The following is an 11452-nucleotide window of genomic DNA, read 5'->3' as shown; positions in this document are numbered from 1 at the left end:
AATAACTATGCCTTCTCAGGGTAGATTCAAGCGGAACCTGTCACTTGTCGATCTGACCCTCATAGGGTTGGGCGGAACCTTTGGCTCCGGCTGGCTCTTTGCGGCCAGTCACGTGTCCTCCATCGCAGGGCCGGCCGGAATTCTGTCTTGGCTTATTGGTGGCTTTGCTGTGCTGCTGCTGGGCATTGTCTATTGTGAGCTGGGTGCTGCTCTGCCAAGAACCGGAGGGATCATCCGGTATCCGGTATATTCCCACGGACCGCTGATGGGGTACCTCATGGGCTCGATCACGGTGATTGCTTTCACGAGCCTTGTAGCCATCGAAGTCGTTGCTGCGCGCCAATATGCGTCTGCCTGGTTTCCCAGCCTCACCCAGGTGCAAGGGGGTAGTCCAACACTACTCGGATGGCTGGTTCAATTCGCGTTATTATGTCTCTTCTTCAAGCTCAACTATTCAAGCGTCAAGACGTTTGCAAGAGCGAACAACTTTATCAGTGTGTTCAAGTTCTTTGTGCCGCTGGCGGTAATCGTGGTGCTGTTTGCGTTTTTCAAACCTGAGAACTTTAGCACACAAGGGTTTGTGCCTTTTGGGCTTTCAGGGATTGAAATGGCGGTTTCGGCAGGTGGGATCATTTTTGCTTATCTGGGCCTGACACCGATCATCTCGGTTGCAAGCGAAGTGAATAATCCGCAGAAAACCATACCGATTGCACTGATCCTGTCGGTTCTGTTTTCTACGTTGATCTATGTCTTGTTGCAGATAGCCTTTCTGGGAAGTGTTCCTGCCGAACTGTTAAGCAAGGGATGGCAAGCGGTCAGCCAGGAAATGAGTCTTCCCTTCAGGGATATTGCGATTCTGCTTGGCATGGGCTGGCTGGCTTTTCTGGTGGTATGTGATGCGGTAATTTCACCCACTGGATGCGGAAATATCTATATGAACGCCTCTCCCAGGGTCGTTTATGCTTGGGCCAAGAGCGGAACACTGTTTAAGCTCTTTACCAGGGTCGACACCGAGTCGGGCATTCCTCGACCAGCGCTGTGGTTGACATTCGGGCTATCGCTGCTCTGGACACTGCCGTTTCCCTCCTGGGAGGCCATGATCAATGTGGTATCGGCAGCGCTGGTTCTGAGCTATGCCATCGCACCACTTTCAGTGGCAGCCTTACGCCGTAACGCGCCTGACTTGCCACGTCCTTTCAAGGTCCGGGCGTTCGGAGTAATCGGGCCGGTTTCGTTCATGGTTGCGGCGCTTATCGTTTACTGGTCCGCCTGGAGTACCATAGTCTGGCTGCTGGGGCTGCAAATGGTAATGGCGCTGATCTATGTGTTCTGTGGAAAGTGGGCGCCGACTCGTGACGTAAGCCTGAAGCAGCAGATAAAGAGCACGGCCTGGTTGGTTGCGTTTTATGCTGGAATGATTGGCCTTTCCTACCAGGGAAGCTTTGGTGGCACTGGTTGGCTGGCCCATCCCTACGACATCGCAGTCATAGCCTTGTTTGCGCTGGTCATCTACTACTGGGGCGCCGCTAGCGGAGTGCCTTCGCATCTAGTGGGCCTGGACAGCGATGAATCGAATGCGGGCGCGGCAGTCGTCGAAGAACACGGCCCGGCTAAGAATATTCCTGTTATGCCGTTACGGTAGTTGATGCTGAGCCTCTGTAAGGTATCGCACCTGTATTGCCTGAGCGTTATAAGCAGCATCATGGATTTGATCGCCTGGTTATCCTGTCCTTTGTCTCCCGGTTGGTCATGCCGGCCGGCTCTCCTCGGCTAGAAGGAGGAGGGTCTTTCAGCCTCTAGACGGAAGAGCGGTGTGTTAAAGAAACGTAAGCTGAGCCGACCGGTTGAGTATCGATCAAGGACAGAGAAGAAGGATTGAATTCAAGGATCAGTGAGGGCTCGGCGTCATCGTCATCTATTCCCTATATCCCATTCATTACGCTCCGGACAAACGTATTTAGGATAGGTCTTTGAGCAGTGATACATCCCAAGCACATTCAATAAGAAGGTAATCGCTCGGCTCGGGATAAGACATGAAAATAACAAACCTGCGTAGTTGTTTTTCGCTTGCAATAGTGGGTGCTGCTTTATTTAACGTTGAGCATGGTTGGGCGGCCTACTCAACTGACCATAAAGATTCAGCAGACCGTCGTGCTGAGGCAGCTGTCAAGGCGATGACCATCGACGAAAAGATTTCGCTCTTGCACACCCAAGTGGGCTTTCCGTTTCCAATCGGCAATACACCCAAGCCAGACGGAGCTGTCGGCTCGGCAGGCTATGCTCCCGGCGTCCCTCGCCTTGGCATCCCTGCATTGCAGGAAAGTGACGCCAGCATGGGGGTGGCTAACCCTTCAAACATCCGCCCAAACGATAACGCTACAGCCTTGCCTTCCAGCATGATGCTGGCTGCTACGTTTGACCCTGATTTGGCTTACCGAGGTGGCAAGGTTATCGGCACCGAAGCGCACGCCAAGGGTATTAACGTCATGTTGGCTGGCGGCGTCAATCTGGTTCGGGAACCTCGCAGTGGTCGTAATTTCGAGAATCTGGGAGAGGATCCTCTACTGGCAGGCATCATGGGAGGCTACTCCATCAAAGGGATACAGAGTAAGCACGTTGTCTCGACGATCAAGCACTATGCCTTGAATGCCCAGGAGACCGGTCGCGTGGCGGTGAGCTCCGATATCAAGGAAGGGGCCGCACGTGAGTCCGATCTCCTGGCCTTCGAGCTGGCTATCGAAAAAGGTCAGCCAGGCTCGGTGATGACTTCCTATAACCAATACAATGGCACCTATACCTCGGAAAATGCCTTTCTCATCAATCAGGTCTTGAAGGGTGACTGGAAGTACAAGGGCTGGGTCATGTCCGACTGGGGCGCTACTGCCAGTACTGAGAAAGCAGCACTTGCAGGACTGGATCAGGAGTCCGGTGAAAATTTGGACCCAGTCATCTACTTTGGCGAGCCTTTGAAGAAGGCTGTGCAGGAAGGACGTGTATCCCAGGAGCGGCTGGATGATATGGCCATGCGCGTGGTGCGCAGCCTGTTTGCTGTGGGCGCCGTTGACCATCCGCCCAAGCTGATCGACATAAACTTCAAGGCTCATGCCAAGGTGGCCAAGGCGACGGCAGAGCAGGGTATCGTACTTCTGAAAAACGACCGTAATCAGTTACCGCTCTCACGTACGTTAAGACGTATCGTTGTGATAGGTAGCCATGCGGATGCCGGTGTTTTATCAGGTGGCGGCTCTGCCCAGGTGACACCATCGGAAGCCTGGTTCTGCCAGCGGGCTCTGATTATGTCAGCCAGGTCTATCATCCCTCATCACCTTTAAAGGCTATTCAGGCTGAAGCGCCGCGCGCCCAGGTTGTGTATGACAGCGGAGAGGATATTCAGCGGGCTGCCAGACTGGCCAAAGGCGCAGATGCCGTTATCGTCTTCGCTCAGCAATGGGCAACCGAGGGAGTCGATGTTCCTGATTTAAGCCTGCCTGATAATCAGGATGCCTTAATTGAGGTGGTTGCTAAGGCCAACCCAAGAGCAACCGTTGTGCTTGAGACAGGCGGACCCGTAAAGATGCCTTGGCTCAACCGAGTGCCAGCAGTACTGGAGGCCTGGTATTCCGGAGCCAAAGGCGGTGAGGCCATTGCGGGTGTCCTGTTTGGTAGTGTCAACCCGTCTGGCCGCTTGCCGGTTACCTTTCCCCAGGATGAAAGCCAACTGCCACGGCCTACCATGCGTGACCCTTCAACTACAACCTCCAGTCCCTTTGTAGTACCTGATGAGTTTTTCTCAGAGAACTACAACATTGAAGGTGCTGACGTGGGCTACAAATGGTATGAGCGAGAGGGCAAGAAGCCGCTATTTCCGTTCGGCTATGGACTGTCCTATACCCAGTTCAAATACAGTAACCTCAATGCCGAAACACGTGGCAGCAAGCTGGTGCTGAGCATGGACATCACCAACCGTGGGCGGGTTAAGGGTATCGATACGCCGCAGTTCTATATCTAAAACCCATCCAGGAAAAACGGATTCACGAGTCGCCTGGTAGGCTGGGATCGCGCTGAGCTCAAGCCAGGGCATACCAAGCGGGTAAAAGTGATGGTTGATCCGCGCCTGGTTGCCCGGTTCGATGAGCGGTTCAACAGCTGGCATATCCATGCAGGGAGTTACAACGTAAGTGCAGGCGCTAATGCGATGGATCGTCCGCACAAGGTGCGCGTACGGCTCGACGAGCGTTATCTGGCACCCTAAGAGGTAAGCGCCGTAGCCTGTGCTGCGGCGCGCCTGCCAGTTACGGGTGGGCCTGACAGTAATATCTGGAGGCGTGCCCCGTTATCTCAATTGCTCGCCGTAACCAGCCGGAACCGGCCTTCCGCCTCATGCTCGATATGCACGTCCGCGTAGTGCGCAAGGCTAGGATGGGCGACATCCAGTGGTGTTTTGTGAGTGGCCGTAATGACCACTACATCGGCGCCAGCAGCCTGCGCCGCTGTAATGCCTGCATGAGTATCCTCAAATACCAGACACTCACTGATATCGACCCCAAGGGCTTTGGCGCCTGCCAGGAAGCAGTCAGGGGCGGGCTTGCCATGCTCAACGTCCTCAGACGAAATGATGACGGCAGGCAGCGCCATACCCGCAGCGGCAAGGCGTGCTTCAGCCAGACGACGTGAGGCTGAGGTCACTAGTGCCCAGCGGCCTTCCGGCAGGCTGGCAAGAAAGGCTGCCGCTCCCGCAATTTCCCTTACATCCGAGGTGTCGGCTATCTCGGCCTCGGTAATGGCCCGCGTCTCTGCCTCAATGTCCGCGCCGGGTGGCGCAAAACGGCGAACGGTTTCCACGGCGCGTACGCCATGCATGACGGCAATAAGGTCAGCCGGTTCAAGGCCATGACCCAATGCCCACTGCGTCCAGGCACGCTCAGCGGAGGCGATGCTGGTCAGCAGTGTGCCATCCATATCAAAAAGAAAGGCAGAATAGGGTCGCGTGGGCAATGTCATCCGTAGCTCTCGGGATAAGTGAATGAGTGGCGTACCGCATAGTACCGAACCCGTCCCCGGTGCGTCAGTAGATGTGTTCCGATCTGCATCGCCGGAGCCGGCCTCTGCTGGTGCTACGTTGCATAGTCCGGTTCATGACGATCCAGCATCTGTTTGATGCTGGCAAGGTGCAGACGAGCGCTTTCCAGGTCGCCTTCGCGCATCTGCTCGGCGGTCTTACGTATGATCGCAGGGCCACGCGAGCAAGGAGCCTACCTGCCTGTGCTCATTGCACGTATCTGTACCTTCGCTGACCGCTCCAGGTAATACAGGTCACCCCAGGCTTCTGCGATGGCACAGCCATTAGTCTTCTTCATGACAACCCAGAGCAACGCCATTGAGCATCTCGTCGATGGTGACCCTTCGATGCGATATGGCCCGCCGGTGCTCCAGAGCAGGGTTTGAAAGTGTCATGCTATGAGCCATGCGTTCTTTCCAGATAACGTTTGGCTATTGGAGCAGGGCATAAATATCGGCAATGCTTACCGGCTTGGTAAAGTGGTAGTCGAAGCCGGCCTGCAGGGCCTTTTCCTTGTCCTGATCCTGTCCCCATCCTGTGATCGCGATAAGCAGCGTGCGTCTGCCCTCCGGCAATGCCCGAATAGCCTGAGCGACCTGATGCCCCGTCATGCCGGGCATACCTACATCCAGCAGCATCACGTCGGGCTTGAGCGTTTTGAACAGCTCCAGTGCCTGAAAGCCGTTGTAGGCCAATGACACCTCATGGTCTTCCAGGCGCAGTAGCTCGGCCATGGTTTCCGCTATGTCAGGGTTGTCATCGGCAACTACGATGCGGCGATGGTCCGCTGTCGAGACGGCAGGCGATGAGACGACGTCGTGCGGTGCCTCCAGGGTCTCATCATAAGGCAGGCTGAGGGTGAAGCAGGCGCCCTTGCCTGAGCCCTCACTAGCAACAGTAAGCGTGCCGTCATGCAGTTGAGCCAGGGATTGAGCCAGTGCCAATCCAATACCCAATCCGCTATTGGTTTCTTCGCTGGATCTGGGAACCTGTACAAACATCTCGAACAGGGAGGCCAGGGCGTCAGGCTCAATACCAATCCCATTATCCGAAACAGTGATGTGTGCCTCGTTGCCATTAAGGGCTGTGGTAACCGTAATCCGACCTTTCTGGGGCGTATATTTGGCTGCGTTGCTCAACAGGTTGATCAGAATCTGTTCCAGTCGTAACGGGTCCACATTCAGAGCGACAGAGTCTGAAGGGAGCTCGACAGTCAGCGTGTGCCCCTTCGTCTCGAATAGAGGCTTAGTCGTTTCGACGGCGGCACGTAGCACAGAGGCTAGCTGCGTGGGCTGCTTACGCAGTTCGATCTTGCCGCGGGTTATCCGGGAAACATCAAGCAGATCGTCCAATAGCATCCCCATATGGGTCACCTGACGCTTGATGACGTCCTGGCTCCACCGGCGCTGCTCTTCGCTGATTTGGCCTGTTTCCAGCAGGCTGACTGCCTGACGAATAGGCGCCAGTGGGTTTCTCAATTCATGGGCCAATGTCGCCAGGAACTCGTCTTTCTGACGATCAGCCTCGCGAAGCTGCTGCTCCTGAAGTTTGCGCTCACTGATATCGGCAAACCAGACGGCAATATTGTTCTGGAACGGCGTGGCTACAATATGGAACCAGCCTTCGCAGGTGCTCGTTTGTACCAGCGACTCGAGCGATCTAGGCTCGCCGCTGATCATTGTTTCACGCAGCGCATGATAGATGTCGCCCTGCGCCCAACCAGACAGCACCTTGCTGACAGGCTTGTCTGTAAGCGCCGCTGCACGGGAGCGTAGGGCCGTCGCCCCAGCGTCATTGATATAGACCAGGGTGAAGTCTTCAACCGATGTTTGTGCCTCTGTAGCAGGAGAGAGAATGGCGAAGGGAATAGCTGAAGAGTTAAGCGCTACATGAAGTTGCTGTTCGGAGCGCCGGGCTTTTTCCTGCTGGCTGGCGCGATCTATAAAGAGGGCAGCCGTCGCTGCGCAGATCTCGACCAGCCGAATCTCCCGTGGTGAAAGCTCATGGGTCTCTCTGAACAGCACCGTTAGCCAGCCCAGTGTGTCCTGACCATCACGCCGTATCGTTACATCGTGATGCGTTCTGAAACCCTCAGCGCGCAGCCGGCTTGAGTGCTCTACCAGGTTGCCCTGCACCTGATCATGGAGACATGACACCGGTAGGGCAGCATTTGATATTCCTTTACTGACCAGCCGATCGGGCGCTGGTGCTGTACCTTCCAAGCCGATGAACCCTCCAGGTGCGTTCAGCAGCTCGCAGACCAAGTTCAGAATCGCACTTAATTGGTCGTACAGCGACGATAACTGCAGCAGGCTTTGACTGAGCGCATAGAGTCCTTCCAAATCTTCGACTTGCTGTGAGAGAGCCGTCTGGGCTTTTTGCAGGCGTGATACTAAAAGGTCACGTTGGTGCTCGCTCTCCTGGCGTGCCGTCGCCGATGTGATCAGCGCCTGGGCCACGTCATCGATCTCCCGAATCTCGGTTTCCGGTAGATGAGGTGCCTGGCCCTGACCCATGGCCAATGCAGCATGCCGCAAGGCGCGCATCGGGTCATTGATGCGGCGCGAGGCGTATCGTGTAGCCAACAGCGCGACAATCAGGGACAACAGAAGGCCTCCACCATAAATGGCAAACGCCTTGAGGGCTCCCTTGGCAATATCGTGTGCGGGAATGCCCGTCGCGACAAACCATCCGCTCTGCTTCAAATGCACATAGGCGGAATATACCCTTATACCTTCTACCGTCTGTGTCAGCCCGCTGCCTTCGTTTGTGTTTTGCTTGACCATTGCCATCAGTGAAGGGGCAGCAGGTTTGCCCAAGGTTTTCTCATGGTCGCGCGTACGCGCAATGCGGCGTCCATTGGCATCGACTACGGTGGCGACCCAATCGCTGGGCAGACGTCGAAGGTTGATAACGTTAAAGATCACCTCAGGCTTGAGCACCGCCGTTAAGACATAAACCAGCTTGCCATTGCGCATGACCGGCATACGCAGCGGGATGGCCAATGTGCCTGAGGGGCCTGCCGCCAACTGGCCGATCGCAGGTTTGAGAGTGCTTACGACCTGCATAAAACTTTCCGGTTCTGCCAACGGGCCGTCTGCGCTCACATGATGGGCGGCAATCCTCCTCAGTACCTGACCATCCGGTGTAGCAATAATGACAGTTTTCCAACCGGGCACCAGCGGGACGACGCGTCGGACCAATTCCTGATAGCTGTCGAGGTTGCCATCATCGAGAAAAGGGGACTGCGAAAGGGTTTGTAGCAGGTCCAGCGAGCGGTTAATTTCAACGTCTACTGCCGTTGCTGTCAGGCGCGTGGCCTCGAGGCTCCGCTGCTCGGCTATCGACTTCTGCTCATGAATGATGGCCACCAGACCAAGCCCGGCAATCAGCGCAATTGGCGCAATGCCTGCCAATGAAAGCGTCAGAAGACGTCTGCGTAGACGAACCTTGGGGGTGGGCTTGCCGGGTAAAGCCAAGGGTAGATCCTCAACAAAGGTAAAGCCTGCTGCGCACGAGCATTCCAGCCAAGGCTGACTAGACGAAGCCCTTTTATGATACGACATCTAGCGCAGCGGCCGGTGCTTTTGATCATCCGGCCATGTACAAACTATTCGAAGAGGTAGAAACACACGACTCCTTTTTTCTGAAGCGCAGGCGGCCATTCTTTACTAAGGGGTGCGATGGAAACAGGCAGCGGAGCATGCAATAGAAGGGAAAGCTAGTCGAGCAGGAGTCTATTACCTAGATGAAAACCATTTGCGGGGTGGATGGCCACTGGTAGCTTGCACAGCATTTCAATCTTCGCAGCCTTGAGCCCCGCCTTATACCTTCCTTAATACCTCTTGGTAATAGACGGCTTGGCTTGATAAGCGCAGTATCAAGGTGGCAAACGGCTATTCCCTTTTACGCGTTTTACCTTTTTACTAGTGTCGGCTGGCTTGATTGGCTCTAGAAAAGCCTTCAGGACATGAGGCCGTCCTGAATTCCATGCTGTCTGCCTCTAGTAACAACCGACTCATATTAAATGGATGTTCTTATGTCTGGCATGCCTGATGATGACGATGACCAACTGAACCGTCGTGTCGAGTGCGAAGAGTGCGGTGAGCTCCGGGCTTGTATTTATTCGCTTCATCCGGAGAGCGACTCGCTTGCCTGGCTCTGTCCTTTTTGCAAGGCCGAGCTCCAAACTCAATAGTGTATGGACAACAAGGCGTATCGCTTGAGCGGGTAGCGTTATGTTATGCCTCTGATTCTGCGTGTTTGAAAGTGTGAAAACCTGAGGCCGCCTGGTTTTTACAGGCGGCGTACCCGCGGATCAGGTGTACGTTTTTCCAGCTGCGGGCAAGCCCAGTCCACGAAGGCGCGCACACGGGGCGAAAGCTGCAGGGCGTGCGGATAGACCAGATGAATGGGCAAGTCCGCAGGTTCGAACGATTCGAGGACTCTGATCAAACGACCCTCAGCAAGCTCATCGGCAACCTGATAATGCATCAGCCGTGTGATACCCAAGCCTTGCAGGCAGGCGAGGGTGGCTGCTCTAACCTGGTTGCAGACCAGCCGAGGTGTGATGGATTCGGCCAGCTCCTTTCCGTTGTGCCGGTAGTACCAGTGCCGGCCTTGTGATGACAACAGGATGCAAGCATGTTCACGCAATGAGCCTGGGTTATCAATGACAGGTGAGGCGCGAAGGTAATCAGGGCTGGCACAGGTAACGAGGCGGGTACCTCCTATTCTTCGTGCGATCATGGCTGAGTCACGAAGGTGGCCGATCCGCAGGGCAAGATCGAGGCGCTCATCCAGCAGCGGGAGGATCTCGTCGCTTAACGTCAGTTCGGCGCTTGCTTCTTCATGCTCCTTAAGAAAGTCGTTTAGGACAGGTGCAACGTAGCGTTGTCCGAATTCGACAGGCGCCGTTAGCCGGAGCACACCTCTAACTACGCCATCGCGAGCTTCCAGACGCTGCTCCATGTCGTCGACATCAGCCAGCATTCGCTGACTCCAGGCAAGATACTCCTCACCCTCGACGGTAAGGGCCATACGGCGCGTACTGCGGTTCAATAGCCGAACCCCCAGATGACGCTCCAGGGCCGCCAGTGAGCGTACAAGCGACGCCACCGACTGGCCGGTTGCCTCTGCCGCTGAACTCAGGCTGCCGTTTTCCACTATCCGAATGAAATTGGCCATCGCCTTGAGCTTGTCCATTGCTGCGCCTTTATCTGTGCAATTACTGCATAAGTCTTCTCAGGTTCACGGCATAGGTGAAACGGATGGATCAACAGAAACTAGAACGCCTGAGGTCAACCGGAGTGCAACCTATGAACCAGCAACCAAGTCCTGCACGAATTCTCTCATACGACCACATCGGGATTCGTGTCAGTGATAAAAACCGAGCGATATCGTTTTATCAGGCCCTCGGATTTATGGAGAGCGCACATTTTCCTCGGTATGAGGCCAATGAGATGCTCAGCCCTGATGGGGTTCGTATAAACCTGATCTTTAACGGGACCCGTATACCCCATGCTCACAATGTTTTACTGGATGAACCGATAAAGCTGCCGGGTATGACTCATCCTGCCTTTATTGTAGATGACCTTGAGGCACTCCAGAGTTGGTTGAACGAGCAGGGGATCATGATTACGGAAGGGCCGCATCCTATTGGTCCTAGACGCGTCGCGCTGTTTATCCGCGATCCCGATGGTAACGTTCTCGAGTTCAATCAGCTTGTTAAAAAGGATGCATGATGAAACTGTATGATCTGGAGGCTTCCGGAAACTGCTACAAGGTGAGGCTTTTTGCGTCATTGGCCAATATCGAGCTTGAACGTGTGCCAGTGGATTTTCTGAGCGGAGCACACAAGCAGCCGCCGCTGTCGGAGCTGAATCCGTTGGGCCAGTTACCTATCCTGGAAGACGGCAAGCAGGTCGTCAGAGACTCGCAGGCCATTCTGGTCTATCTGGCGGGTGTATATGGTGGTTTGGCATGGTGGCCAGCGCATCCGCAAGGCCAAGCCGAGATCGTTCAGTGGCTCTCGTTTGCTGCCAATGAAGTGCAGCACAGCGTATGTGCTGCACGGCTGGTGCAGAAATTTGGCTACGACCTGGATAAATCGCAGGCGCTTGAGAAAGCGGTGGTAACGCTCTCGCTACTCGACAAGCATCTGGAACACAACGACTGGCTTGCAATGGGCCGCCCAACCATCGCAGATTGCGCGGTCTATCCTTACGTCGTGCTGGCGCCAGAAGGCGATGTGGATCTAGAGCCTTATAATTATGTCGCACGGTGGATGAGGCGGCTGGAAGCGCTGCCCGGCTATTTGCAAAAGCCTTGATCAATCTATGAGCGTGGCACCTATGAGGTAGGAGTTTGCCTTTGAGGATCGGTTAGTCAGGC

Annotated in this window: 9 protein-coding genes; 6 read left to right on the top strand and 3 right to left on the bottom strand. The window is 55.1% G+C overall.

What is annotated here, in order from left to right; genetic code table 11:
- Positions 1–7: 7 nt before the first annotated feature.
- From QWJ10_RS22500 to QWJ10_RS22485, 4 genes are all read left to right on the top strand, one after another.
- Positions 8–1642 (top strand): APC family permease, encoded by a 1635-nt coding sequence (locus QWJ10_RS22500; RefSeq protein WP_289929726.1) that lies wholly within the window; start codon positions 8–10, stop codon positions 1640–1642.
- 391 nt (positions 1643–2033) lie between these two features.
- Positions 2034–3332, top strand: coding sequence for a glycoside hydrolase family 3 protein (locus tag QWJ10_RS22495; RefSeq protein ID WP_289929725.1), 1299 nt, complete (start codon positions 2034–2036; stop codon positions 3330–3332).
- A 35-nt stretch (positions 3333–3367) separates the two neighbouring features.
- The gene (locus tag QWJ10_RS22490; RefSeq protein WP_354669642.1) at positions 3368–4009 is read left to right on the top strand and encodes a glycoside hydrolase family 3 C-terminal domain-containing protein; all 642 of its coding nucleotides are present in this window, start codon (positions 3368–3370) and stop codon (positions 4007–4009) included.
- Positions 4010–4096: 87 nt separating this feature from the next.
- Positions 4097–4252 (top strand): hypothetical protein, encoded by a 156-nt coding sequence (locus tag QWJ10_RS22485; protein WP_289929724.1) that lies wholly within the window; start codon positions 4097–4099, stop codon positions 4250–4252.
- Positions 4253–4338: 86 nt separating this feature from the next.
- Here QWJ10_RS22485 and QWJ10_RS22480 read toward each other — a convergent pair whose 3' ends face one another.
- From QWJ10_RS22480 to QWJ10_RS22470, 3 genes are all read right to left on the bottom strand, one after another.
- Positions 4339–5001, bottom strand: coding sequence for an HAD-IA family hydrolase (locus tag QWJ10_RS22480; RefSeq protein ID WP_289929723.1), 663 nt, complete (start codon positions 4999–5001; stop codon positions 4339–4341).
- Between the two features lie 489 nt (positions 5002–5490).
- Positions 5491–8538, bottom strand: a complete 3048-nt coding sequence (locus QWJ10_RS22475; RefSeq protein ID WP_289929722.1) for an ATP-binding protein — start codon at positions 8536–8538, stop codon at positions 5491–5493.
- A gap of 817 nt (positions 8539–9355) precedes the next feature.
- Positions 9356–10264, bottom strand: coding sequence for a LysR family transcriptional regulator (locus tag QWJ10_RS22470; RefSeq protein ID WP_289929721.1), 909 nt, complete (start codon positions 10262–10264; stop codon positions 9356–9358).
- Positions 10265–10377: 113 nt separating this feature from the next.
- On the opposite strand from QWJ10_RS22470, the gene QWJ10_RS22465 reads away from it, so the two are divergent.
- Complete coding sequence (locus tag QWJ10_RS22465; protein WP_289929720.1) at positions 10378–10803, top strand: VOC family protein; 426 nt, start codon at positions 10378–10380, stop codon at positions 10801–10803.
- Positions 10803–11390: a glutathione S-transferase gene (locus QWJ10_RS22460; RefSeq protein ID WP_289929719.1), complete on the top strand. Its 588-nt coding sequence runs from the start codon at positions 10803–10805 to the stop codon at positions 11388–11390. Before QWJ10_RS22465 ends, QWJ10_RS22460 begins: the two co-directional genes overlap by 1 nt.
- The last annotated feature ends 62 nt before the right edge of the window (positions 11391–11452 follow it).

This window comes from Pseudomonas sp. WAC2, assembly GCF_030403525.1.
GTDB classification, from domain to species: domain Bacteria; phylum Pseudomonadota; class Gammaproteobacteria; order Pseudomonadales; family Pseudomonadaceae; genus Chryseomonas; species Chryseomonas luteola.
Note: the sequence above shows the minus strand (reverse complement) of the source record. Positions and strands in the feature narration are given on the sequence as shown.

Bases quoted from the DNA above. Each gene is read 5' to 3' on its own strand.
- QWJ10_RS22500 (WP_289929726.1), top strand. From the start codon at position 8: ATGCCTTCTCAGGGTAGATTCAAGCGGAACCTGTCACTTGTCGATCTG.
- QWJ10_RS22495 (WP_289929725.1), top strand. From the start codon at position 2,034: ATGAAAATAACAAACCTGCGTAGTTGTTTTTCGCTTGCAATAGTGGGT.
- QWJ10_RS22480 (WP_289929723.1), bottom strand. From the start codon at position 5,001: ATGACATTGCCCACGCGACCCTATTCTGCCTTTCTTTTTGATATGGAT.
- QWJ10_RS22470 (WP_289929721.1), bottom strand. From the start codon at position 10,264: ATGGACAAGCTCAAGGCGATGGCCAATTTCATTCGGATAGTGGAAAAC.
- QWJ10_RS22465 (WP_289929720.1), top strand. From the start codon at position 10,378: ATGAACCAGCAACCAAGTCCTGCACGAATTCTCTCATACGACCACATC.
- QWJ10_RS22460 (WP_289929719.1), top strand. From the start codon at position 10,803: ATGAAACTGTATGATCTGGAGGCTTCCGGAAACTGCTACAAGGTGAGG.